This window comes from Lysobacter yangpyeongensis, assembly GCF_042655745.1.
GTDB classification, from domain to species: Bacteria; Pseudomonadota; Gammaproteobacteria; order Xanthomonadales; family Xanthomonadaceae; genus Agrilutibacter; species Agrilutibacter yangpyeongensis.
This window is the reverse complement of record NZ_JBHSNM010000001.1, coordinates 1,033,384-1,057,055: the sequence shown is the minus strand read 5'-3', so window position 1 is coordinate 1,057,055 and position 23,672 is coordinate 1,033,384. Positions and strand designations below refer to the sequence as shown.

Annotated in this window: 19 protein-coding genes, 1 tRNA gene and 1 pseudogene; 12 read left to right on the top strand and 9 right to left on the bottom strand. The window is 66.9% G+C overall.

What is annotated here, in order from left to right; all coding sequences use genetic code 11:
• Positions 1-175: 175 nt before the first annotated feature.
• On the top strand, positions 176-1,225 hold the full coding sequence (gene dksA, locus ACFPN1_RS04355; RefSeq protein ID WP_386753302.1) for an RNA polymerase-binding protein DksA: 1,050 nt from the start codon (positions 176-178) through the stop codon (positions 1,223-1,225).
• A gap of 158 nt (positions 1,226-1,383) precedes the next feature.
• Here the strand turns inward: dksA and ACFPN1_RS04350 are convergent, their stop codons facing one another.
• The 4 genes from ACFPN1_RS04350 to cysS form a co-directional block, all read right to left on the bottom strand.
• Entirely contained in the window at positions 1,384-2,025 is a 642-nt protein-coding gene (locus tag ACFPN1_RS04350) for a CDGSH iron-sulfur domain-containing protein (RefSeq protein WP_386753300.1), read from the bottom strand.
• Positions 2,026-2,092: 67 nt separating this feature from the next.
• Positions 2,093-3,367 (bottom strand): MFS transporter, encoded by a 1,275-nt coding sequence (locus ACFPN1_RS04345; protein WP_386753298.1) that lies wholly within the window; start codon positions 3,365-3,367, stop codon positions 2,093-2,095.
• Entirely contained in the window at positions 3,364-3,813 is a 450-nt protein-coding gene (locus tag ACFPN1_RS04340; protein WP_386753296.1) for a SufE family protein, read from the bottom strand. The genes ACFPN1_RS04345 and ACFPN1_RS04340 overlap by 4 nt, the downstream gene beginning before the upstream one ends.
• Positions 3,814-3,943: 130 nt before the next feature.
• On the bottom strand, positions 3,944-5,311 hold the full coding sequence (cysS, locus tag ACFPN1_RS04335; protein ID WP_386753294.1) for a cysteine--tRNA ligase: 1,368 nt from the start codon (positions 5,309-5,311) through the stop codon (positions 3,944-3,946).
• Positions 5,312-5,418: 107 nt separating this feature from the next.
• Between cysS and ACFPN1_RS04330 the strand changes: the two genes are divergently transcribed.
• The 10 genes from ACFPN1_RS04330 to ACFPN1_RS04285 all read left to right on the top strand — a co-directional run bounded on the left by ACFPN1_RS04330 (position 5,419) and on the right by ACFPN1_RS04285 (position 14,898).
• Positions 5,419-5,859: a hypothetical protein gene (locus ACFPN1_RS04330; protein ID WP_386753292.1), complete on the top strand. Its 441-nt coding sequence runs from the start codon at positions 5,419-5,421 to the stop codon at positions 5,857-5,859.
• Between the two features lie 297 nt (positions 5,860-6,156).
• Positions 6,157-7,185: an N-acetylornithine carbamoyltransferase gene (locus ACFPN1_RS04325; protein WP_386753290.1), complete on the top strand. Its 1,029-nt coding sequence runs from the start codon at positions 6,157-6,159 to the stop codon at positions 7,183-7,185.
• Between the two features lie 165 nt (positions 7,186-7,350).
• On the top strand, positions 7,351-8,547 hold the full coding sequence (locus ACFPN1_RS04320; RefSeq protein ID WP_386753288.1) for an argininosuccinate synthase: 1,197 nt from the start codon (positions 7,351-7,353) through the stop codon (positions 8,545-8,547).
• A gap of 10 nt (positions 8,548-8,557) precedes the next feature.
• Positions 8,558-8,992 (top strand): GNAT family N-acetyltransferase, encoded by a 435-nt coding sequence (locus ACFPN1_RS04315; protein ID WP_386753287.1) that lies wholly within the window; start codon positions 8,558-8,560, stop codon positions 8,990-8,992.
• Complete coding sequence (locus ACFPN1_RS04310; protein WP_386753285.1) at positions 8,989-10,089, top strand: acetylornithine deacetylase; 1,101 nt, start codon at positions 8,989-8,991, stop codon at positions 10,087-10,089. Before ACFPN1_RS04315 ends, ACFPN1_RS04310 begins: the two co-directional genes overlap by 4 nt.
• Before the next feature lie 62 nt (positions 10,090-10,151).
• Positions 10,152-11,459, top strand: a complete 1,308-nt coding sequence (locus tag ACFPN1_RS04305; RefSeq protein WP_386754034.1) for an acetylglutamate kinase — start codon at positions 10,152-10,154, stop codon at positions 11,457-11,459.
• Between the two features lies 1 nt (position 11,460).
• Positions 11,461-12,078, top strand: coding sequence for a GNAT family N-acetyltransferase (locus ACFPN1_RS04300; RefSeq protein ID WP_386753283.1), 618 nt, complete (start codon positions 11,461-11,463; stop codon positions 12,076-12,078).
• Entirely contained in the window at positions 12,071-13,015 is a 945-nt protein-coding gene (argC, locus tag ACFPN1_RS04295; protein WP_386753281.1) for an N-acetyl-gamma-glutamyl-phosphate reductase, read from the top strand. The genes ACFPN1_RS04300 and argC overlap by 8 nt, the downstream gene beginning before the upstream one ends.
• Positions 13,016-13,086: 71 nt before the next feature.
• Positions 13,087-14,376, top strand: a complete 1,290-nt coding sequence (gene argH / locus ACFPN1_RS04290; protein WP_386753280.1) for an argininosuccinate lyase — start codon at positions 13,087-13,089, stop codon at positions 14,374-14,376.
• Between the two features lie 231 nt (positions 14,377-14,607).
• Positions 14,608-14,898, top strand: coding sequence for a DUF6916 family protein (locus tag ACFPN1_RS04285; protein ID WP_386754033.1), 291 nt, complete (start codon positions 14,608-14,610; stop codon positions 14,896-14,898).
• Here the strand turns inward: ACFPN1_RS04285 and ACFPN1_RS04280 are convergent.
• The 4 genes from ACFPN1_RS04280 to ACFPN1_RS04265 form a co-directional block, all read right to left on the bottom strand.
• Entirely contained in the window at positions 14,891-15,370 is a 480-nt protein-coding gene (locus tag ACFPN1_RS04280) for a GNAT family N-acetyltransferase (protein WP_386753279.1), read from the bottom strand. The genes ACFPN1_RS04285 and ACFPN1_RS04280 overlap by 8 nt on opposite strands.
• 88 nt (positions 15,371-15,458) lie before the next feature.
• Positions 15,459-15,992 carry a phage tail protein gene (locus tag ACFPN1_RS04275; protein ID WP_386753278.1) on the bottom strand — a complete coding sequence of 178 codons (534 nt, stop codon included), beginning with the start codon at positions 15,990-15,992 and terminating at the stop codon, positions 15,459-15,461.
• 61 nt (positions 15,993-16,053) lie between these two features.
• On the bottom strand, positions 16,054-16,581 hold the full coding sequence (locus ACFPN1_RS04270; RefSeq protein WP_386753277.1) for a phage tail protein: 528 nt from the start codon (positions 16,579-16,581) through the stop codon (positions 16,054-16,056).
• Between the two features lie 55 nt (positions 16,582-16,636).
• On the bottom strand, positions 16,637-17,140 hold the full coding sequence (locus tag ACFPN1_RS04265) for a phage tail protein (RefSeq protein WP_386753276.1): 504 nt from the start codon (positions 17,138-17,140) through the stop codon (positions 16,637-16,639).
• Positions 17,141-17,810: 670 nt separating this feature from the next.
• Here ACFPN1_RS04265 and ACFPN1_RS04260 point away from each other — a divergent pair.
• Positions 17,811-23,351: pseudogene (locus tag ACFPN1_RS04260) on the top strand (putative Ig domain-containing protein); the annotation flags it as partial.
• Positions 23,352-23,567: 216 nt separating this feature from the next.
• Here ACFPN1_RS04260 and ACFPN1_RS04255 read toward each other — a convergent pair.
• A tRNA-Pro gene (locus ACFPN1_RS04255) sits at positions 23,568-23,644 on the bottom strand.
• Positions 23,645-23,672: the final 28 nt, after the last annotated feature.

Here is a 23,672-nt window from a genome sequence, read left to right as displayed (position 1 = left end):
CAGGGTATAACAGCGCGCTTTCCAGATACAGGGTCATGCTGCAGGGCTGACGAAAGGCGCATTGCTTTTTCCAGCCAGGACCCCAACTCTGGTCGACCGGACCGATCGCGCGCCTGATTCGGCAACGTGCGGAACGTCCGGCCGTTCATTCGAAGGAACAGAGGACACGCCGCTCGTGGCAGCAAAGAAACCCGCGAAGAAGGCCGCCAAGGCCACCAAGAAGCCGGCAGCCAAGGCCGCCCCGAAGTCCGTGGCGAAGAAGCCGGCTGCGAAGAAGGCCGCGCCTGCCAGGAAGCCTGTTGCCAAGAAGCCTGTTGCGAAGAAGGCGGCCCCGGCCAAGAAGCCGGTGGCGAAAAAGCCTGTCGTCGCCAAGAAGGCTGCACCTGCGAAGAAGGCCGCTCCGGCGAAGCCCGCGCCGGCCAAGTCGGCGCCCGCCAAGCCGACGAAGTCCGCGCCCGCCAGGAGTGCTCCAGTCAAAGCCGCCCCCGCCAAGGCTCCGCCGGCACCCGCCGCGAAGTCCTCGTCGGTGGTGAAGAAGCCGGCCCCCCGTCCGGCGACCAAGACGGCTCCGGTGTCTCCCGCTGCTGCTCCCGCCAAGGCCAGCCCGGCCAAGGCCGCGGTCGGCAAGTCGGTGGAAACCGTGAAGACCGCTCCCACCGGCACGCCGGACGTGGGTAACAACCCGGCGCGCCCCGCATCGCCGCAGCGGCCGGCCGGCAAGGTTGCCGTCGCCGTCGCCGCCACCAAGGACAAGGCACCGGCTCCGCGCGGCAAGGTCAAAGTCGTGGAATACAAGACCGATGAGGCCACCGGCCGTCCGATCGTCCCGAAGGGCTACGTTCCTTCGCCGGACGAGGAATACATGAGCCCGTTGCAACTGGAGTACTTCCGCCAGCGCCTGCTGAAGTGGCGCGCGGACCTGGTCGAGGAATCCAAGCAGACCATCGAGAACCTCAAGGACGAAGTGCGCGATGTCGGCGACGAAGCGGAGCGCGCCACGCGCGAGACCGAAAATTCGCTGGAGCTGCGCACCCGCGACCGCTACCGCAAGCTGATCAGCAAGATCGACAGCACGCTCAAGCGCGTGGACTCGGGCGATTACGGTTTCTGCGTCGACACCGGCGAGGAGATCGGCCTGGAACGCCTGGAGGCGCGCCTCACCGCCGAGCGCACCATCGACGCCCAGGAGCGCTGGGAGCACATGCAGAAGCAGATGGGCGACTGAGCCAGCTACTTCTTGCGCATGCAGAAAACCCGGCCTTGGCCGGGTTTTTTGCATTTGCGCCATCGCTGGTGGAAGCCGGATGTCCGTAGCTCCGAGCCGCGCGCTGCTGCCGCATGCGGCATCTGCGCGCACACGATGCAACGCGCCGACGGGAACGATCAGGCGCCGTCCGCCTCGAACCCCACCTTCCGGTGCGAGCCATCGCAATAGGGCTTGTTGTTCGACTGTCCGCAGCGGCACAGCCATGTTTCGGTGATACGGTCGATCGTGTGGCCGGTGCCGGTGACGATCTCGAGGTTCCCAACCACCTTGAGCGGGCCGTTCTTCTGCGGCTCGACCTGCAGCGGACCGTCGCGCACCGCGAGCGGACGGGACTCCTTCGCCGGCCGTTCGCCGCTGGCCATGAAGCCGCCCTCGGCGTGGCTGTTGTCGCAGAACGGCTTGTGCTTCGACAGGCCGCAACGGCACAGCGTGGCGCGGAATCCTTCATCCCGCCCGGCCACCTGCAGCGGCGCGTGGAAGGCGAGCGGGCCGTTTTCGCGCAGGTGCACCAGGTTCACTACCGGCGCGGGTTCCTGTTCGCCACCGTCGATCCGCTCGTACCGGATCGCGCCGGACGGACACAGGCGCGCGATCAGCGCGACTTCCTCGGGCGAAACCGCATCCGGGTGGATCCATTCGCCCTCGACGTTGGGCACGAAGACATCCGGATGCCGCAGCACGCAGTTGCGCGAATGGATGCAGCGCGCACCGTCGAAATGAATGACGACCTTGCGTCCCCGCACGGTTTCCTGGCCCATGGCGGCTGCCCCGGTGGATGCGACGGCCGCAGTCTACGCCGCCGCGGACCTGCCGGCAGGCCGGCGGTCAGTGCAGCTCGCGCAGGTCCAGGCGTCGCAATTGCGGCGCCAGCCGCGCGGTCGTCGCCACCACCAGCAGCGTCATGCAGCCGCCGAAAACGACCGAAGGCACCAGGCCGAGCAATCGCGCCGCCACGCCGGATTCGAAGGCGCCCAGTTCGTTGGACGAGCCGATGAAGATCCCGTTGATCGAGGACACGCGCCCGCGCATGTGGTCGGGCGTCGCCAGTTGCAGGATGGTGGAACGCAACACCACCGAAACGCCATCGCACATGCCCGAGAACATCAGCATCACCGCCGACAGCCACAGGTAGCGCGAGAGGGCGAAGCCGACGATGCACAGGCCGAAACCGGCAACCGCGATCAGCAGCACGCGACCGGCATGGCGTTGCAGCGGATGTCGTGCGAGGTACACGCCCATCAGCACCGCGCCGACGGCGGGCATGGCGCGCAGCAGACCGAGCGCTTCCGGACCGTAATGCAGGATCTCGCTGATGAAGGCGGGCAGCAGCGCCACCGCACCGCCGAACAGGACCGAAAACATGTCCAGCGCCTGCGCACCCAGCACCACCTGCGTCCTGAAGACGAAGCGCAATCCCTCGCCGATGCTTTGGAACACCGGGGCACGCTCGCTCGGAAGCGGCGGTTCGGTCACGCGCAGCGTAATCACGGCGACCGCCGCGGCGGCTGCCAGCACCGAGGCAACCAGATACGCCGATGTCTTGCCGCCCCACGCCACCAGCAGGCCGCCAACCGCCGGCCCGAGCACGAGTCCGGACTGCATGACGACGCTGCTCACGCCCGCACCGCGCGCGAACTGCGCGCGCTTGAGCACGCGCGCGAACAGCGACATGTACACCGGTGCGAGGAACGCACGGACGATGCCGTTGACCGCGATCGCTGCGTAGATGACCAGCGTGCCGTAGCCGAAGGCCCCGGCCGGCAACACGCCGCTGGCGACGCCTGCGAGCGTCAGCGTGGTCAGCAGCAGGCCGATGCAGGCCAGCATGCCGAGCACCCGTCGCCGCAGGTGATCCACCGCATAGCCGGCAAACAGGGCGAAGCAGAAGTAGGGAATGACCTCGGCCAGGCCGATCAGGCCCAGCGCGAACGCATCATGGGTGATTTCGTAGACATGCCAGCCGACCGTCACCGCGACGATCTGGTAGGACAGCATCGCCAGCAGGCGATAGGTCAGCAGGCCGGTGAAGCCGCGGTTGCGCAGCAGGCTCCGGATGCCGGTGACTTCTTCGGGCGCATCGGCCGGCGCCGCCTCGCTCACGTCGCCGGGCCCAGTGCGCTCCGGGCGCGGTCGCGGATGAAGGCGAGCAGGGCGGCCAGCCCGTTGCTGCGGGTCGGCGACAGATGCTTGGCCAGGCCGATGTCGGCGATGTAATCCGGCTCGGTGGCCAGGATCTCGTGCGCGCTGCGGCCCGAATACACCCGCAGGGCGAGGTAGATCAGCCCGGACACGATCGCCGAATCGCTGATCGCCTGGAAGTCGAGGCGCCCGGCATCGCCCGACGCCACGATCCAGACCATCGACTGGCAGCCGTGCAGGCGGTGTTCCTCGGTTTTCCGCTCTTCCGGAAACGGCGGCAGCTTGCGCCCGAGGTCGATCAGGTACTGGTACCGCTCGGCCCAGTCGCCAAAGAAGGCGAACTCGTCGCGGATGGCGCCCTGCGCGTCGCTGGCGCTGGCTTCGAGCGGGAAGGTGGAAGCGTCCATGGCGCGATTTTACCGCGGCGCGGTGGCGCAATCGTCGCGCCACCTATACCGGCAAAGTGATCGTGTCGCGAACGCCGCATCCCATGCGCGGCGTTGCATAGCTCGGCAGGCGCCGCTCGGCAGGCGCCGATCAGGCCCGCTTCCAGCGCACGCCCTGCGGCGTGTCCTCGAGCAGGATGCCTTCATTCGACAGCTGCTCGCGGATCGCATCGGCGCGGGCGAAGTCGCGGGACTTCTTCGCCGTGGCGCGTTCGTCGATCAGCGCCTGGATGCGGGCGTCGTCGTCGCCGGAAGTCCCGCGCGCAAACCACGCGGCGGGATCCTGTCGCAGCAGGCCCAGGGCCAGGCCCGCACCGAGCAGTTCGCCCTTGAGGCGCTGGCGTTCCTGGGCGGATTCGGTCTTGCGCGCCTCGCCGGCGATGCGGGCGATCTCGGCCAGCACCGCGGGGGTATTGAGGTCGTCGTCCAGCGCCGCCTCCACGCTGGCGGGAATCGCCGCGATCGCCTCCACGTCCGCCAGATTGCGCAAGGTCCCGTACAGGCGATCCAGCGTGCGCACGCTCTGTTCGATCAGGCCGTCCGACCACTCCAGCGGCTGCCGGTACTGCGCCGAGAGCAGGGCATAGCGCAGGGCTTCCGGCGGATGCTTGCGCACCAGGTCGTGGATCTTCTCGATGTTGCCGATCGACTTGCTCATCTTGGCGCCGCCGAAGTTGAGCATGCCGTTGTGCAGCCAGTAGCGGGCGAAGACGCGACCGCCGTGCGCGCACTCGCTCTGCGCGATCTCGTTCTCGTGGTGCGGGAACTGCAGGTCGACGCCGCCGGCGTGGATGTCGATGGTTTCGCCCAGATGCGCGGCGGCCATCGCGGAGCATTCGATGTGCCAGCCCGGGCGGCCACGCCCCCAGGGCGAATCCCAACCGGGCAGGTCGTCGGTGGAGGGCTTCCACAACACGAAATCGCCGGGCTCGCGCTTGTACGGGGCCACTTCGACACGGGCGCCGGCGAGCATCTCGTCGGGATCGCGGCGCGACAGCTTGCCGTAGCCGTCGAAGCTCGAGACCGAGAACAGCACGTGGTTCTCGGCTTCGTAGGCATGACCGTTCGCGATCAACTGTTGGATCATCGCGACGATCTGCGGAATGTGCGTGGTGACCTCCGGCTCGATGTCCGGCGGGGCGATGCCCAGCGCGGCCATGTCCTCGCGGTAAGCCGTGGCGAACTTGCCGGTGATGACCGAGATCGGTACGCCCTGTTCGCGCGCAGCGTTGTTGATCTTGTCGTCGACGTCGGTGATGTTGCGCGCGTAACGCACCTGTCCGTAGCGGCGACGCAGCAGGTTGGCCAGCACGCCGAACACCACGTACGGACGCGCGTTGCCGATGTGCACGTAGTTGTAGACCGTGGGGCCGCACACGTACATCGTCACGCAGGCGGGGTCCTGGGGCGCGAAGGGTTCGACGCGACGCGTCAGGCTGTTGAAGAGTTGCAGGCTCATGGGGATACCGCGGGAATTGCGTCAATTCTAGCGGCCTAAAGCGGGGATTCAGGGCCTCGCCGCCGCTGTCGCCTACAATCCGGCGGTCCCGACCGATCCCGAGCGCGATGACCCGACTCCGCCTGTTGCTGTCCCTCCTGCTGACCTGCGCGGCCTTCACGGCCGGCCCGGCCCTGGCGCAGCACACGGTCATCCAGCAGGAAAACGTGCGTTACGACTACGCCCAGGTGCTGCGCGTGACCCCGGTCTACCAGACCCTAACGGCCACCCGCACCGAACAGCGATGCGAGCCGGTCGCGGAGGACAAGTCCCGCCTGTCGCGGGCGGTCGGCGCCCTCAAGGACGCGCTGCGTCGCGACGACAAGCCCGCGCCCGGCAACTGCCAGTCGGTGTCGGTGGAGCGTGAATTCCGCCGGCCGATCGCCTACGACGTCGATTACGTCTACAAGGGCGCCAAGTTCCGTTCGCGCCTGCCCGAGGACCCCGGCAACCGCCTGCGCATCCGCATCGCGATCACCCCGGCGGTGCCCGGGGCGACCACGCCCTGATTTCACGGGCTTATTCCCGATGGTGATGCCCCGCCGGTTGCGTCTTGGGGCGCACCGTGCGAGCATTCGCGCCCTCATGAAGCCCCTGCGCGCCGACGCCGATGTGATGACCTCCGCCTGGATGGCGGCTGGCATGACTTCGCGCGCGCGTCGACCGTTCCCGCCAATGCTGGCTGGGTAGCGCGTCCGCGCCATTGGTTCGAACGATGGCATGACACACGAAAAGCCCAGCCTTCGCGCTGGGCTTTTTTGCTTTTCCGGCCCGGCGATTCCCCCGATTCGTACTTGGAGACCGCGATGAAGCCCGCCACACAAAGGCATTTCCTCAACACCCAGGACTGGTCCCGTCCCGATCTCGACGCCCTGCTGACGCAGGCGGCCATCTTCAAGCGCAACAAGATCGGCGACGAGCTCAAGGGCCGCTCGATCGCGCTGGTGTTCTTCAATCCCTCCATGCGCACGCGCACCAGTTTCGAACTGGGCGCGTTCCAACTCGGCGGCCACGCCATCGTCCTGCAGCCCGGCAAGGATGCGTGGCCGATCGAGTTCGACCTGGGCACGGTCATGGAAGGCGACACCGAGGAGCACATCAAGGAAGTCGCGCAGGTGCTGGGCCGCTACGTCGACCTGATCGGCGTGCGCGCATTCCCGAAGTTCGTCGACTGGCGCTACGACCGTGAGGACATCGTGCTCAGGTCGTTCGCGAAGTACTCGCCGGTGCCGGTGATCAACATGGAAACGATCACCCATCCGTGCCAGGAACTGGCCCACATCCTCGCGCTGCAGGAGCACTTCGGCACCACCGATCTGCGCGGCAGGAAGTACGTGCTGACCTGGACCTACCATCCGAAGCCGCTGAACACCGCGGTGGCGAATTCGGCGCTGACCATCGCCACGCGCATGGGCATGGACGTGACCCTGTTGTGCCCGACGCCCGACTACCTGCTCGACGAGCGCTACATGGGCTGGGCCGAGCAGAACGTGGCCGAAAGCGGTGGTTCGTTCACCGTGAGCCACGACATCGACAGCGCCTACCGCGGCGCCGACGTCGTCTATGCCAAGAGCTGGGGCGCGCTGCCGTTCTTCGGCAACTGGGCGCCGGAAAAACCCATCCGCGACCAGTACCGCCACTTCATCGTGGACGAGCGGAAGATGGCGCTGACCAACAACGGCGTTTTCAGCCACTGCCTGCCGCTGCGTCGCAACGTCAAGGCCACCGATGCGGTGATGGACTCGCCGCAATGCATCGCCATCAACGAGGCCGAGAACCGGCTGCATGTGCAGAAGGCGATCATGGCGACGCTGGTGGCGATGAGGCGGGAGTGAGAGGCGGGAATGTGAAGCGGGAATAGGGAACGACTTCTCCCGGCCGCTCACTCGCCCGCAAGCACCAAGCCTGTCCTGGCCCTGCGTTCCCCCTTCCCGCTCTTCCATTCCCGCTTCATTACTCCCGCTTTTCATCCCCGCACCTTCGAATCCCGGATCCTCCCCATGACCATCCCCCGCGACATCGTCCTCGCCTTCTCCGGCGGCCTCGACACCAGCTTCTGCGTTCCCTACCTGCAGGAACGCGGCTGGAACGTGCACACCGTGTTCGCCGATACCGGCGGCGTGGATGCCGAGGAGCGCGCCTTCATCGAGCAACGCGCGGCCGAACTCGGCGTCGCCTCGCACGTCACCGTCGATGGCGGCCCGGCGATCTGGGACGGCTTCGTCAAGCCGTTCGTGTGGGCGGGCGAGGGCTACCAGGGGCAGTATCCGCTGCTGGTGTCCGACCGTTATCTGATCGTCGATGCCGCATTGCGCCGTTGCGCGGAGCTGGGCACGAAGGCGATTGCGCACGGCTGCACCGGCATGGGCAACGACCAGGTGCGCTTCGACCTGGCCGTGAAGGCGATGGGCGATTACGAAATCGTGGCGCCGATCCGCGAAATCCAGAAGGAACACACCGAAGTCCGCGCCTACGAGCAGAAGTACCTGGAGGAACGCGGCTTCGGCGTGCGCGCCAAGCAGAAGGCCTACACGATCAACGAGAACCTGCTGGGCCTGACCATGTCCGGCGGGGAGATCGATCGCTGGCAGGCACCGGGCGAGGGCGCGCGCGGCTGGTGCAAGCCGCGTGCGGAATGGCCGTCGGAGCCGTTGCGGGTGAAGGTGGGCTTCGTCGGCGGCGAAGCGGTCGCGCTCAACGGTGAAAAGATGGAAGGCCACACGCTGCTGGCCCGGCTCAACTCGCTGTTCGCGGCCTACGGCGTCGGGCGTGGCATCTACACCGGCGACACCACGATCGGGCTGAAAGGCCGCATCATCTTCGAAGCCCCAGGCCTGATTTCGCTGCTCACCGCGCATCGCGCGCTGGAAGAAGCCGTGCTGAGCAAGCAGCAGAACCGCTTCAAGCCGGACGTGGCGCGCAAGTGGGTGGAGCTGGTGTACGAAGGCTTCTTCCACGATCCGCTCAAGACCGACCTGGAAGCCTTCCTCGCCTCGAGCCAGTCCGCCGTCACCGGCGATGTCGTGCTGGAAACGCAGGGCGGCGTGGTGAATGCGGTGGCGATCGAGTCGAAGCACATCCTCAATGCGAAGGGCGCGACCTACGCGCAGGCTGCGGATTGGGGCGTGGCCGAAGCCGAAGGCTTCATCAAGCTGTTCGGCATGAGCAGCACCCTGTGGGCCGAAGTGAACCGCTGAGGACCAGGCCGTGACCGATCTGCGCATCAGCACCGATCCCGCACAACTGGACATCCCGCTGATCCATCACTTCCTGTCGACGCAATCGACCTGGGCGAAGGGGATCGGCGAGGCGCTGGTGCGCCGTTCGATCGCCAATTCGCTGTGTTTCGGCGGCTATCTCGCCGATGGCCGGCAGGTGGCGTTCGCGCGGGTCATCACCGATCGCGCCACGTTCGCGAATCTGGTCGATGTGTTCGTCCTGCCGGAATACCGTGGCCTCGGCTACAGCAGGCAGCTGATGGATGCTGTGGTCGCCCATCCGGACCTGCAGGGCCTGCGCCGCTTCACGCTCGCGACCGGCGATGCCCATGGGCTGTACGCGCGCTATGGCTTCACCGCGCCCTCGCGCCCCCAGACCCTGATGGAAAAGTACGTGCCCGACATCTACGCGGTGACCGCATGAGCGAGCTCCTCGCGCCGACGCTGCAGCATCTCGAAGCGCTGGTGTCGTTCGACACCCGCAACCCGCCGCGCGACATCGGTACCGGCGGCATGTTCGATTACCTGCGTTCGCAGCTCGACGGCTTCCGCGTCGAAGTCACCGACCACGGCGCGGGCGCGGTGTCGCTGCTGGCCGTGCGCGGCCAGCCCACGCGCCTGTTCAACGTGCACCTGGATACCGTGCCCTCGTCGGAAGCCTGGTCCTCGAATCCGCACAAGCTGCGCCTGACCAGCGACCGTGCGATCGGCTTGGGCGCCTGCGACATCAAGGGCGCGGCGGCGGGCCTGCTCGCCGCGGCTGCGCGGACGCAGGGCGACGCCGCCTTCCTCTTCAGTACCGACGAGGAAGCCAACGACGCGCGCTGCATCGCCGCGTTCCTGGCGAAGGACCACGGCTTCCGCGAGGCCATCGTTGCCGAACCGACGATGTGCGAGGCGGTGCTGGCGCATCGCGGCATCAGCTCGGTATTGATGAAGTTCCGTGGTCATGCCGGCCACGCGTCGGGTGCCGACGCACTGCACACCAGCGCGCTGCACAACGCGATGCGCTGGGGCAATGCCGCGCTCGAATTCGTCGAGTCGCAGGCGCACCAGCGTTTCGGCGGCCTCACCGGACTGCGCTTCAACATCGGCCGCGTCGAAGGCGGGATCAAGGCGAACATGATCGCGCCCAGTGCGGAAGTGCGGTTCGGATTCCGCCCGCTGCCGTCGATGCCGATCGCGGCGCTGCACGAGCATTTCCGCTCGCTGCGCGGTTCGGCGGCGATCGAGTCGTACCAGGAGACCTTCCATGGCCCGTCGCTGCCCAGCGGCGACATCGCCGGCGCCGAGCCGCGTCGCCTGCAGGCACGGGATCTCGCCGATGCCCTGGAACTGCCGATCGGCAACGCGGTGGATTTCTGGACCGAGGCCTCGCTGTTCTCGGCCGCGGGCCTGACCGCGCTGGTGTATGGGCCTGGCGATATTGCGCAGGCGCACACCGCCGACGAGTGGGTGTCCTTCGATCAGCTGGCCACCGCCGTTTCCACCTACCTGCGATTGCTGGATGCCACCGCATGAACGCGCAGTTCCAGTTCGCCTCCGAGCCACGCAAGAAGCAGAACGTCGAGCCCCTAGCCACCATGACCGACATGCGCAACACGATCGTCCGCCTGCTGTCCAACATGGCCAGCGCGAAGGAGATCCAGCAGTACCTCAAGCGCTTCTCGCAGGTCGACGCCTCGCGCTTCGCCGTGGTCAAGGTCGGCGGAGCGGTGCTGCGCGACGACATGGATGCGCTGGTGTCCTCCCTCGCGTTCCTGCAGCAGGTCGGCCTGACGCCGATCGTGGTGCACGGCGCCGGCCCGCAGCTCGACGAGGAGATGAAGAAGGCCGGCATCGAGAAGCGCACCGTCAACAACCTGCGCGTGACCGACGGTCCGGTGCTGGCCGTGGTGCGCCGGGTGATGCGCGAGGAGAACCTGCGCCTGGTCGAAGCCCTGCAGGAGCAGGGCGTGCGCGCGACCTCGATCCAGTCGGGGGTGTTTGAGGCCGACTTCCTCGATCGCAATGTCTACGAGCTGGTGGGCAAGGTGACCCGCGTCGATACCGACGGCATCCAGGCGGCGATCAAGGTGGGCTCCATTCCGGTGATCGCCTCGCTTGCGGAAACCTCCGACGGGCAGATCGTCAACGTCAACGCCGACTGGGCCGCGAACGAGCTGATCAAGACGCTGCAGCCGTACAAGATCGTGTTCCTGACCGGCACCGGCGGCCTGCTCGACGAGCACGGCAAGGTGATCGACTCGATCAATCTGTCTACCGAATACGAACACCTCATCGCCCAGCCGTGGATCAACGGCGGCATGAAGGTGAAGATCGAGCAGATCCGCGATCTGCTCTATGCATTGCCGCTGTCCTCCTCCGTTTCGATCACCAAACCCTCGCACCTGGCCAAGGAGCTGTTCACCCACAAGGGCTCGGGCACGCTGGTGCGGCGCGGTGAGCGCGTGCTGGAGGCTTCGCGCTGGGAGGACCTGGATCTGGAGCGGCTGCGCGGGCTGATCGAATCCGCCTTCGGCCGCAGACTGCTGCCCGACTACTTCGAGCGCACGCGCCTGCATCGCGCCTACGTCAGCGAGAACTATCGCGCCGCGGTGATCCTGACGGCGGAAGAGGCCGGAACCTATCTCGACAAGTTCGCGGTACTCGACGAGGCGCAGGGCGAGGGGCTGGGGCGCGCGGTCTGGCAGGTGATGCGCGAGCAGAATCCGAGCCTGTTCTGGCGCTCGCGCCACGGCAATCCGGTCAATGCGTTCTATTACGCCGAGAGCGACGGCTGTCTGAAGGAGCGGAAGTGGAAGGTGTTCTGGTACGGCCTGGACGGCTTCGATGCGATCGCGCGCTGCGTCGAGCACTGCCGTACGCGTCCTGCGACCCTGAAGGATTGACATGAGCGACGTGCAATTCCCCGCCATCCGGAAAGACGCGCCTGGCCTGCGCGGCGAACACGTGTCGCTCGAACCGCTGCAGCTGGCGCATTGCGACGGACTGCGCGCGGCGCTGGGCGATGGCGAACTTTCGCGGATCTGGTACACGAACGTGCCGGCCCCGGAAGGTGTGGAGGCCTACGTGCGCGACGCACTGGAGGCACAGGCGGCGGGGCGCGCAATCCCCTTCGCGGTGCGATCCGCCGACGGCGCGGTCGTCGGTTCCACACGCTTCTACGACCCGGATCCGACCGTGCCCCGGCTCAGCATCGGCTACACGTGGTACGCCAGACACGTGCAGCGGACCGGCCTCAACACGGAAGCGAAATTGCTGCTGTTGACGCATGCCTTCGAGACGCTCGGCTGCATTGCCGTGGCGTTCGAGACCAGCTGGTTCAATCATGCCTCGCGTACCGCGATCGCGCGCCTCGGCGCAAAGCAGGACGGCGTGCTGCGCAATCATCGCCGCCACAGTGATGGCAGTCCGCGCGACACCGTGGTGTTTTCGATCATCGACGGCGAATGGCCGGCGGTGAAGCGCCATCTGCAGCACAAGCTGGAGCTGCACCGCCATGGCTGAGCGCATCGGCATCATTGGTGCGCGTGGCTACGTCGGATCCGAGCTGATCCGACTGATTGCCGGGCATCCGCGCTTCGAACTGGCCTTCGTCTCCTCACGCGAGCGCGAAGGCCAGCGGCTGCGCGATCACGAAGCGGGGTACACGGGCGAGCTCGCCTACGTCGCGCACGGACCAGAAGCCGCGGCAGAGCAGGGCGTCGATGCGCTGGTGCTGGCGCTGCCCAACGGCAAGGCGGCGCCGTTCGTGGCAGCCGTCGATGCGACGGCGCCGGAAACGTTGCTTATCGATCTGTCTGCCGACTACCGCTTCGACGATGCCTGGTACTACGGTCTGCCGGAGCTCACCCGCGACCGCTATGCGGGACAGCGCCGCATCAGCAATCCCGGTTGCTACGCCACGGCGATGCAACTGGCGATCGCGCCCATGTTCGATGTCCTAGACGGGCCCGTGCAGTGCTTCGGCGTGTCCGGCTATTCCGGTGCCGGCACGACGCCCTCCGACAAGAACGATCCGGCGAAGCTGCGCGACAACCTGATGCCGTACGCACTCACCGGCCATGTGCATGAGCGCGAGGTGACGCGGCAGCTCGGTCATGCGGTGGAATTCATGCCGCATGTCGCACCGCATTTCCGCGGCCTCACGATCACCGCGAACCTGCACCTGCAACGCGCCTTCACCCGCGACGAGGCGGTTGCCCGTTACCGCGAACGCTATGCCGGCGAGCCGCTGGTGCGCGTGGCCGATGAGGCGCCGTGGGTCAGCGCCATCGCCAACGCCCATCACGTCGATATCGGTGGCTTCGCGCTGTCGGAGGACGGGCGCCGGCTCGTCGTGGTTTCCACGGAGGACAACCTGCTCAAGGGCGCGGCAACGCAGGCGTTGCAGAACCTCAATCTGGCCTTCGGTTTCGATGAAATCGCGGGTATTCCCGCGTAGGGCGGGTCTCGACCCGCCATCCGATCAACGTGACACCCGGCGGGCCGAGACCCGCCCTACGGAAGACGACCATGTCCGATCTGCTCTGGCAAAAACCCGGCGTCAAGGTCGACGCCCGCATCCAGGCCTTCCTCGCGGGCGAGGACGTGATCCTCGATCGCGAGTTCTTCCTCTTCGACATCGAAGCCAGCCGCGCGCATGCCGAAGGCCTGCAGCTGATCGGCATCCTCGCTGCGGACGAACTCGACGGCATCCGGCGCGAACTGACGACGCTGGCCGACGACTATCGCGCCGGTCGTTTCGTGCTCGACGAGCGTTTCGAGGACGGCCATTCGGCGATCGAGTCGCGCCTGATCGAGCGTCTGGGCGATGCGGGTCGCCGCATCCATACCGGCCGCAGCCGCAACGACCAGATCCTCGTCGCCACGCGGCTGTGGCTGAAGGACCGGTTGTCGCGCGTGGTCGCGCTGTGCCGCGAGTCGGCCGGGATTGCGCTGCAGCGGGCTGAGGTCGAGAAGCTGTTGCCGTTGCCGGGCTACACGCACCTGCAGCGCGCCGTCGTGTCCTCCGCGGGCATGTGGTGGGCCGCGTGGGCGGAGGGCTTCATCGACGATGCGCTGCGCGCGCAGCAGACACTCGCCTGGATCGACGCGAATCCGCTCGGAAGCGCCGCCGGTTACGGCGTCAACCTGCCGCTGGCGCGCGACCACACCACGCAGGCGCTTGGCTTCGGACGCCTGCAGGTCTCGGCGGCGTACGCGCAGTTGTCGCGCGGAAAGTTCGAGATGGCGGCGATCGAGGCACTGAGTTCCGCACTGCTGGACCTGCGTCGTCTGGCCTGGGACCTGAGCCTGTTCACCAGCGCCGAATTCGGCTTCGTGGCCTTGCCGTCCGAGTACACCACGGGCAGCTCGATCATGCCGAACAAGCGCAATCCGGATGTCATCGAGTTGATGCGTGCGACGTATTCCGCAGCGGCCGCGGCGCGCACTGAAATCGAACAACTGCTGTCGCTGCCATCCGGTTATCACCGCGACCTGCAGTTCTCCAAGGGCGCGATCTTCCACGCCTTTGGTCGCGGGCTCGGCGCGCTCGAATTGCTGCCTGACCTGTTACGCAATCTGGAATGGAAACCCGAGGCGATGCGGGCCGCGCTGGATCCGTCGATGTACGCAACCGATCTCGCCGTCGATCTCGCGCGCGAAGGCATGCCGTTCCGTGACGCATACAGGCAGGCCGCCGATCCCGCGCGCTGGGCGCAGGGCGACCCGCAGGTCAGCCTCGCCGCGCGTGTATCGCCCGGGGCCGCGGCCGACCTGCGTCTGGATGCGTTGCGTGCGCGGCTCGAGGCGCTGGGCTGAGGGCGCGGAAGCGGCCATGTTTCGTGCGCGGTCGGCGGTGCTGGTCGATGCTTCGTCGCGCTTCAGCGTTGGTGAACTCGGGTTGGGCTCCAGTCCCTTGGCCCCGGAATCGCTGACCATCAAGCGTTACGTCATGCGCAAACGCACCCACTGCGCGACAGGAATCGCCGCAGCCATCTTGCATCGACGGCGTTGCGCGACGAGGATTGGCGCTCCACAGGGAGGGACGTGATGGATCTTCTGACGCTGGATCACTTTGCCGGATGCGTGAACGAGACGTTCGCCGCGGCACTCAACGAAGGCGAAGTTTCCTTCGTCCTGGTCGAGGCGCGCGGGTTGCCGGCAGGCGCAATGATGGGCGCGCGCGCACCGTTCTCGCTGCTGTTCCGCAATGCTTCGTCGTTCCTGTTTCCGCAACAGACTTACCGGATGCGACATCCGGCGATCGGCGAGGTGGGCATCTTCCTCGTTCCGGTGGCGCGCGAGCGCGAAGGCTTCCTTTACCAGGCCGTATTCAACTGACGGCCGCAGCGGCCGGGCAGGGCGGTCGCCGCATGCGCAGGTGAGTGCCCGTGTCGGCGACGGGCTGGAAACCGAGCCGTTCGTACAGCCGGCGCGCGCCTTCGTTGGCATGCAGGACATGCAACAGGACATTGCTGTCGGCGCGATCGGCCTGGGCGAGGGTGGCGGCAATGATCGCGCTGCCCAGCCCGCGGCCGCGTAGCGAAGGCAACAGGCTGATGTCGACGATCAGATAGTCGTCCTGTACCAAGGCCAGGTAGTAGCGCCCGACGGGCCGGCCATCGAACTCCACGACGAGGAAATCCGCATCGGGATAGACCTGCGTGTAATGCCGGTGCTGCAGTTCGAACTGGCTGCGCAGGAACTGTTGCTTGAACTCGTCGGGCCAGGGCGTCTGTGCGAGCTCGTCCTCGCGCGTGCTGGCATACAGGTCGTAGAGGAATTCCCTGTCGCCGGCGTTGGCCGCTCGCATCCGGACCCCGCGCTCTGCGAGCGCGGGATCCATGGCGAAGGTGGCCGTGCGTGGCGGGAACTCCATATCGCCCTTGCGCTACGCCGAGTCAACCGAAGGACGGAAATATGCCCTGCAGGGCGATGCAGAAGTTCATCGCCAGATAGGGCTGCTGGTTGCTGTGCGGCAGGCCGCCGCCGGCCGTCCCGATCAGCCCTGGCGCAAACCCGGTCAGGTTGCTGCCGTTCGGAGCGAACGCCTGGCTGCTGGCTGGCGATGCCAGGCCGTAACCTGCGGCGGGCGACGAGGATCGCTTGCTGGTGTCGTTCTGGGCGAAGACGGTGAGGGCGTGCTGGTGTTGCGGCATTTCCGGATCGGTCAACGTCACGTTCGGCTCGCCGAACGCCTCGCCGATCGTGCGCGCGGTGAGGCCCAGTCCCTGCCCCTGGTTGCAGGCGGCATTGTCCTGCAGGTTGGGCAGGGCGAACGTGACCCTGCCGTCGCCTCCGTACTGGGTTCCCAGCAGGGAGAACAGCGCGGTGTTCTGGCTGATGGGCAGCAGCTGACCGGCGCACTGCGCCCAGTTTTTGGGGGCGAAGTTGAAGCCGAATATCTGGATCTCGCCGATGTATGGTTCGCTCATGGTGTAAGTCCCTTACGTTGGTCCGTGCGTCGCCATTGGCGGAAGACGCACGGAAACGGAATCAGCTCTGCTGCGGAAAGATGCCGGCGGTAGCGATGCAGTACTGCACCGTCAGGGTCGGCATCAGGTTGTCGTGCGGCTGGCTGCCGCCGTCCGGCGTCGTACAGGTGGGCGACATGCCGACGCTGCTGACACTCAGATCCGTCGCGTACAAGGTATCGCCGCTGACGGCGCCGAGTTCCAGGTTCGCGCCGGGCGCGGCAGCGCTGGCTGCGAGCGTCGTGGCCGAAAACCCATGCGTGTGCGCCGGAACCTGGTTGGGCGTCAGGGTCACCGACTCGCTGCCGCCGAATCCGCCGAGAACGCGCGGCGTGAGCCCGGTGCCCGCGCCCTGATGCACGGGAATCTGCCCACGCAGGTCGGGGACGCCGAACGTGTTCACGCCGTCGCCGCCGTACGTGGTGCCGAGCAGCGTGTATAACGCGTCGTTCTGGGCAATGGAAAGCAGGCTGCCGTCGCAGGCCTGCCAGCCTTCGGGGGTGCGGGAGAATCCGAACATGCGGATTTCGCCCAGGAAAGGTTCGCTCATGGGGATGACTCCAATGGCTGGAAGTGATGTCGTCGTCGCGATGGCGATCGCGGCATCAGTTGCGCGAGGGGTAGATGCCTTGCAGCGCGATGCAGAAATTGATCACGCGGTACGGCTGCATGTTCTCGTGCGGCTGGGTGCCGCCGGTGGCTGCGACGGTGCGGCTGTCGAGCGCGACCTGGGCGCCGCCGGAAGAGGCGTAAAGATTCGCCGTCGACTTGCCGAAGAGCGTTCCCGCAGGATTGCGCGTGTTGGTGTCGGAGGTGGTTCCGACCAGCTGGTGCGTGTGAACGGGCAGGTTGTTCTGGATCAGCGTGACGGTTTCGCTGCCCGACATGGTGCCGATCGGATTGGAGTCGCTGTAGCCGATCGGCGTGCGTCCGCGCATGTCCGGCAGCGCGAAGGTGGTGACGCCATTGCCACCGTAGGTGGTGCCGAGCAGTGAAAAGAGCGCCTGGTTCTGCGCGATCGGGAGCAGCTGTCCGTTGCATTGCGCAAAATTGCGCGGTGCGAAGCTGAATCCCACGGGCAATATCTGCCCGATGAATACTTCGGTCATATCCTTCGTCCCCTTCTGTGCCGCGGCTCGTCATGTGCCGCGCGCTTTTTCACTTTCCCCCCAGCTTGCGCAAATAGCAACTGAGCCGGTTGGCGCGGCACTTGTCGTCATGACCGGATTGCTGTTCGAATAGCGTGCGCTATTAGGGGGGGGGCGAGCCCGGGCGGATCCGGTGCCTGCCGACACGGAATCAGTCATAGCTGGCATGGCCGGCGGCGGGCAGCTCGCAGAAGTGCTGCTCGTGTGTAGCGAGGGCAGCACAATGCATCAGGGTTTCGGCTCACGGCACTTTGCCGTTTCTGGCTTTTCGCGCGGTTGGCTGGCAGGACTGCTGCTGTTGTTCGCAGCGCTGTTATGGCCGCAAATGGCCCTCGCGCAGACGGCATCGCCGCGTTGCCCGACGCCTTTCACGATCAGCATTCCCAACGGCGGATCGCAGACGGTCGATGCGAACGCCTGCCATGAAGGCTTCGGCATCGGCTTCCTGATCCAGTCGCCGGCGCATGGTTCGGTCACCATCGACACACTTGCGAGCACGGTGACGTACGCGCACAACGGCGACAGCGCGACGAGCGATACGTTCCGCTTCGACGACGGCTCGGGCTTCTACGTGCAGGTCGACGTCACCATCGCCCCGGCTACCGCGATCACCATTGCGCCCGGCTCGCTGCCGGCGATGACCGCCGGTACGCCTTTCAGCCAGACGCTGACGGCCAGTGGCGGCACCGCCCCGTACACCTATTCGCTTGCGAGCGGCACGCTGCCGACAGGCCTGTCATTGAGCAGTGGGGGGGTGATTTCCGGTACGCCTACGCAGCGCGGCTCGTTCTCGTTCTCCGTGCAGGCGACCGATGCCGCATCGGTGACGGGCAGCAAGAGCTACAACCCGACCGTTTCCGGCGGCACGCTTTCGCTGACACCCAATCCGCCGCCGAATGCGATACAGACGGTGCCGTATTCGCAGACGCTCACGCCCTCGGGCGGTGTTGCGCCGATGACGCTGGCCTGGGAAGCGGATCCTTCGTTCCCGCTGCCGCCCGGACTTTCGCTGAGCGGCAACACCCTGAGCGGCACGCCGACCACGCCGGGCACGTATACGTTCGGCATCCGCGTCACCGATAGCAGTACCGGCCCGGGAAGCTGGTTTCAGGTCGTCAGCGTCACCATGACGGTGGATCCGCCGCCGACGATCTCGATTGCGCCCGCATCGCTGCCGGGTGCGGCTGCGGGAGCAATCTACGGCCAGTCGATCACGGCCAGCGGCGGCACGTCACCCTATTCGTATGCCGTGACCGCCGGCGCATTGCCCGCCGGCCTGACGCTCAATACCGCGAACGGTGCGCTGACCGGCACGCCGACGGCGACCGGATCGTTCAACTTCACCGTCACCGGTACCGACGCCAACAGTTTCACGGGCTCGCGCGCGTACACGCTGACGGTTGCCGCACCGACGATCGTCGTGGCGCCGACGTCGCTGCCGGGCGCGAGCGTTGCCGCGGCCTACAGCCAGTCGATCAGCGCGAGCGGCGGCACGGCTCCCTACACATTCGCTGTCAGTGCCGGTGCACTGCCGGCAGGCTTGAGCCTGGGTGCGGGCGGGACGCTCTCGGGCACACCGACAGCGGGCGGTACCTACATTTTCACGGTGTCGGCCACCGACAGCACCACCGGTACTGGTGCTCCGTTTGTCGGCAGTCGCAGCTATTCGCTGACGGTCGCGGCACCCACCATCAGCCTTGCACCCACGACCTTGCCCAACGCCGACCAGGGCGTGGCGTATTCGCAGACGATCACCGCCAGTGGCGGAACGGCCGCGTACACGTATGCAATCACCGCGGGCGCACTGCCACCGGGAATGAGCCTGGGCAGCGCGGGTGCGCTGTCGGGCACGCCGACGGCGAGTGGCACCTTCAACTTCACCGTGACGGCGACCGACAGCAGCACCGGCACCGGGCCGTACACCGGCAGCCGTGCCTATTCGCTGACGGTCATCAATCCGCAGCCGGTCGCGAATGCCGTGTCGGCAACGGTGACATTCAATAGCGGCGCGAATCCGATCACGCTCAACATCACCGGCGGCGTGCCGGATTCGGTTGCGGTGGCGTCGGCGCCGGCAAACGGCACCGCGATCGCATCGGGAGTGGGCATCACCTACCAGCCCAACACCGACTTCGTCGGTTCCGACAGCTTTACCTACACGGCCACGAACGCCAGCGGTACATCCGCGCCGGCCACGGTGAGCATCACCGTCAGCGGCCCGCCGCTGCCGATCGCGAATGCGGTGTCCGCTACGGTGGCGCACAACAGCGGGGCGAACCCGATCACGCTCAACATCACCGGCGGCACCCCGACATCGGTGGCCGTTGCAACGGCGCCGACCCACGGCACTGCGATCGCGAGCGGCACCGGCATCACCTACCAGCCCGATGCCGGGTACGCGGGTGCGGACAGTTTCACTTACACGGCGACCAACCAGAGCGGAACGTCGGCGCCGGCCAACGTGAGCATCACGGTCAGTGCTCCGACCATCGTCGTGTCGCCGGGCAGTCTATCCGTGGCAACGGCAGGAACCGCATACAGCGAGACCTTCGGGGCAAGCGGCGGCACCGGACCCTACAGCTTCAGTCTGCCTGCGGGCGCGCTTCCGGTCGGCATGTCCCTGAGCAGTGCGGGCGTGTTCTCCGGTACGCCGATGACGGCAGGAACATTCAATTTCACCGTGCGCGCGACCGATGCGAACGGGTTCACGGGCGATCAGGCGTACGCATTGGTCGTCAACGCACCCACGATCATCGTGTCGCCGGCGACGCTGCCGGATGGTGTCGCCGGTACGGCGTACAGCCAGTCGTTCGGTGCCGCCGGCGGCGTAGCGCCGTACAGCTTCAGTCTGGTCTCCGGCGCGCTTCCGGTGGGCATGTCCCTGAGCAGTGCGGGCGTGTTCTCCGGTACGCCGACGACGGCGGGAACGTTCAATTTCACCGTGCGCGCGACCGATGCGAACGGGTTTACGGGCGACCAGGCGTACACGTTGGTCATCAGCGCACCCACGATCAACATATCGCCTGCGGCGCTGCCAGATGGTGTCGCCGGTACGGCGTACAGCCAGTCGTTCGGTGCCACCACCGGCGGCGTCGCGCCGTACAGCTTCAGTCTGGTCTCCGGCACGCTTCCGGTCGGCATGTCCCTGAGCAGTGCGGGCGTGTTCTCCGGTACGCCGACGACGGCGGGCACGTTCAATTTCACCGTGCGCGCGACCGACGGCAACGGCTTCACGGGCGATCGTGCGTACAGCTTCGTAGTGGCTTCGCCCACGATCACCATCACGCCGGCTTCGTTGCCCGGCGGCACGGCGGGCGTCGCGTACGGCCAGACAGTGACGGCAAGTGGCGGAGCGGCACCGTACAGCTTCAGCCTGGTCGCAGGCACGCTTCCGGCCGGCGTGGCGATGAGCAGTGGTGGCGTCCTGTCGGGAACGCCGGTACTGGGCGGCACGTTCAACTTCACCGTTCGCGCGACGGATGCGAACGGTTTCACTGCCGACCAGGCGTACAGCGTGGTGATTTCCACGGTGACCATCACGGTCTCGCCGGCCAGTCTCCCCGATGGCGTTGCCGGAACCGCCTACAGCCAGACGTTCACCGGCAGCGGCGGCACTGCACCTTATGCCTTCAACCTCGTTTCGGGTGCCTTGCCTGTCGGCATGTCGATGAGCAGCGCGGGCGTGTTCTCGGGCACGCCGACGGTGGCGGGCACCTTCAACTTCACCGTGCGCGCGACCGACGACCTCGGGCTTACTGGTGACCGCGCCTACACCCTGGTCATCGCGGCGCCGGCCATCGCGATCTCGCCGTCGACGCTGCCGGACGGACTCGCCGGCACCGCCTACAGCCAGGCGCTGAATGCGAGCGGCGGTGCGGCACCGTATGCGTTCAGTCTCGTCAGCGGTGCGCTGCCGGCCGGAATCAGCCTGAGCAGCGCGGGCGTGCTTTCGGGCACGCCTTCGTCGGCGGGCAATTTCACCTTCACGGCTCGCGCGACCGATGGCAACGGCTTTGCCGGCGACCAGGCGTATACCCTCGTCATTACTGCACCGACGATTGCCGTATCGCCGGCAAGTCTGCCGCCCGGGACGACGGGCACGGCCTATGCCCAGACGATTTCAGCGTCGGGCGGCGCCGCGCCTTATTCGTTCGCCATTACAGCCGGCGCACTGCCGACTGGCGTATCGCTGTCGGGCAGCGGTGCCCTGGCGGGCACACCAACCGCGGCCGGCAGCTACGGCTTCACCGTCACGGCGACCGACAGCCTCGGGTTCACGGGCGCACACGCGTACACGTGGGTGATCGGCGAAGCGGCGCCTGTCGCTGTCGACGATACGGCGACGACGCAGGCGGGGACGGCCGTCTCGATCGCAGTGACGGCGAACGACACCGGCACGATCGACTCGATCGCTTTGGCCTCCGCGCCCGCGCACGGCACGGCTGTAGTCAATGGCCTGGCGTTCGTCTACACGTCCAGTGCCGGCTACTTCGGGACCGATACGTTCACTTACGTCGCTACCGGCCCGGGCGGCACCTCCAACGCCGCCACGGTCACGATCGATGTCGAGGCCTTGCCGGCGCCGGTGGGCGTACCGCAGACGGTGACCGTCCTGGCCGGCAATAGCGTGTCGTTCGATGCAGCGAGCGGCGCCAGCGGAGGTCCGTTCACCGGGGTGACGTTCCTGGCGACGCCCGCGCAGGGTGTGACCAGCGCCAGCGGCACTACCGTGAGCTACACACCGCCGGTCACGGCATCGGGCTCGGTCACCATCCGCTACACGCTGAACAATGTTTTCGGCGCGTCCGCACCCATCACCTCGACGGTAGTCATCAACGCGATGCCGATCGCGGCGGCGCACAGCGCGACCACCATGGTCGGCGTGCCGGTACACATCGATCTCAATCCCGGCGCGACCGGTGGTCCGTTCACGGCCGCAGCGGTGGTCGCGGTGATGCCGACCGATGCCGGCACGACCGAAATCACCTCCAGCGGTAATCCCGACGATCGCCAGTTCCGGCTGAAGTTCACGCCTGCCGCCGGTTTCGTGGGCGCCGCCCAGGTCAGCTACACCCTGAGCAATGCAAACGCGACGTCGGCGCCTGCGGTGGTGGCCATCCAGGTGACCGCGCGACCGGATCCGTCCCGCGACGCCAGCGTCATCGGTGTGCTGACGGCGCAGGCCGCGGCCACGCGCCGATTCGCGTCGAGCCAGATCGGCAACTTCCAGAACCGCATGGAAGGGCTGCACGACGACGCGAATGGAGGCTTCGACAACGGCCTGACCGTGGCGATTACGCGTCGCTGCGGCGACGGGCGTGCGCGCCGGCCGGGTGAGCGCTGCGATGGCGAACTGCTCGGCACGCCCACCGATGCTGCGGCACCGACCAGCGCGCTGATGCCACAGGATCACGGCAAGTCGCGGTTCGGCGTCTGGACGGGCGGCAACGTCAGCTTCGGGGACGACGATTCGCGGCGCGATGGCGACGGTTTCGAATTCGAGACCGGCGGCGTCAGCCTCGGCGCCGACTATCGCCTGACGCCTGCCTTCGCCTTCGGCGGTGGCCTGGGATACGGGCGCGATGTCACCGACATCGGTGAGGACGGCACGCGCAGCGAGGGCAGGGCGCGCAGTCTGGCCGCGTACGCCAGCTACCACCCCGGTAGCGCGGTGTATCTGGACGCCTTGCTCGGCTACCAGTGGCTGTCGTTCGACACGCGGCGCCACGTGGAGGCGACGGACGGGCGGGTGCATGGCGATCGCGACGGTTCGCAGTGGTTCGGTTCGCTGGCAGCCAGCTACGAACACCGCGACGAAACGCGCACCATTGCGCCCTACCTGCGCCTCGACGTCGCCCGCGCCACCCTGGATCCCTACACCGAACAGGGCGATCCGATCTACGCGTTGCACTACGGCGAGCAGGACGTGGACAGCACGACCGGCAACCTCGGCGTGCGGTTCGAGTTCCACCATCGCCTCGACCGCGGCGTGTTCTCGCCGCTGCTGCGCGTGGAATACCAGCACGAGTTCGACGAGCCCGGCCTGGTGACGCTCAACTACGCCGACATGCTGACCGGGCCGTTCTATCGTGCGCGACTGGATGGACAGGATCGCAACCGTTTCGTGTTCGGCATCGGCGCGTTGTTGCAGACCGAAAGCCAATGGATGCTGCGCGCCGAGTACCGCGGAGTCGTCGGCCAGGAAGACCAGGAGGAGCACTCGGTCATGCTCAATGTCGAGAAGCAGTTCTGACCCGGAAGTGGCGTCGGAAGCGGTGCAGGCCGCTTCCGATGCCGGGCATGCGGCCGCAAGCCGCCGGGCAGGGGCGATGCCCTGTCGGGAAGCAACAAAAAAGCCGGCGCAAGGCCGGCTTTTTCATGGATCGATTGGTCGGGGAGACAGGATTTGAACCTGCGACTTCTACGTCCCGAACGTAGCGCTCTACCAGGCTGAGCTACACCCCGACGGCAGAGCCCGGCATTCTACTGACGG

Coding starts and splice junctions, on each gene's coding strand:
- ACFPN1_RS04340 (WP_386753296.1), bottom strand. CDS start 3,813: ATGGACGCTTCCACCTTCCCGCTCGAAGCCAGCGCCAGCGACGCGCAG.
- argC (WP_386753281.1), top strand. CDS start 12,071: ATGGCTGAGCGCATCGGCATCATTGGTGCGCGTGGCTACGTCGGATCC.
- ACFPN1_RS04300 (WP_386753283.1), top strand. CDS start 11,461: ATGAGCGACGTGCAATTCCCCGCCATCCGGAAAGACGCGCCTGGCCTG.
- cysS (WP_386753294.1), bottom strand. CDS start 5,311: ATGAGCCTGCAACTCTTCAACAGCCTGACGCGTCGCGTCGAACCCTTC.
- ACFPN1_RS04330 (WP_386753292.1), top strand. CDS start 5,419: ATGACCCGACTCCGCCTGTTGCTGTCCCTCCTGCTGACCTGCGCGGCC.
- ACFPN1_RS04265 (WP_386753276.1), bottom strand. CDS start 17,140: ATGACCGAAGTATTCATCGGGCAGATATTGCCCGTGGGATTCAGCTTC.
- ACFPN1_RS04350 (WP_386753300.1), bottom strand. CDS start 2,025: ATGGGCCAGGAAACCGTGCGGGGACGCAAGGTCGTCATTCATTTCGAC.
- ACFPN1_RS04285 (WP_386754033.1), top strand. CDS start 14,608: ATGGATCTTCTGACGCTGGATCACTTTGCCGGATGCGTGAACGAGACG.
- ACFPN1_RS04280 (WP_386753279.1), bottom strand. CDS start 15,370: ATGCGAGCGGCCAACGCCGGCGACAGGGAATTCCTCTACGACCTGTAT.
- ACFPN1_RS04275 (WP_386753278.1), bottom strand. CDS start 15,992: ATGAGCGAACCATACATCGGCGAGATCCAGATATTCGGCTTCAACTTC.
- argH (WP_386753280.1), top strand. CDS start 13,087: ATGTCCGATCTGCTCTGGCAAAAACCCGGCGTCAAGGTCGACGCCCGC.
- ACFPN1_RS04310 (WP_386753285.1), top strand. CDS start 8,989: ATGAGCGAGCTCCTCGCGCCGACGCTGCAGCATCTCGAAGCGCTGGTG.
- ACFPN1_RS04305 (WP_386754034.1), top strand. CDS start 10,152: ATGACCGACATGCGCAACACGATCGTCCGCCTGCTGTCCAACATGGCC.
- ACFPN1_RS04320 (WP_386753288.1), top strand. CDS start 7,351: ATGACCATCCCCCGCGACATCGTCCTCGCCTTCTCCGGCGGCCTCGAC.
- ACFPN1_RS04270 (WP_386753277.1), bottom strand. CDS start 16,581: ATGAGCGAACCTTTCCTGGGCGAAATCCGCATGTTCGGATTCTCCCGC.
- ACFPN1_RS04325 (WP_386753290.1), top strand. CDS start 6,157: ATGAAGCCCGCCACACAAAGGCATTTCCTCAACACCCAGGACTGGTCC.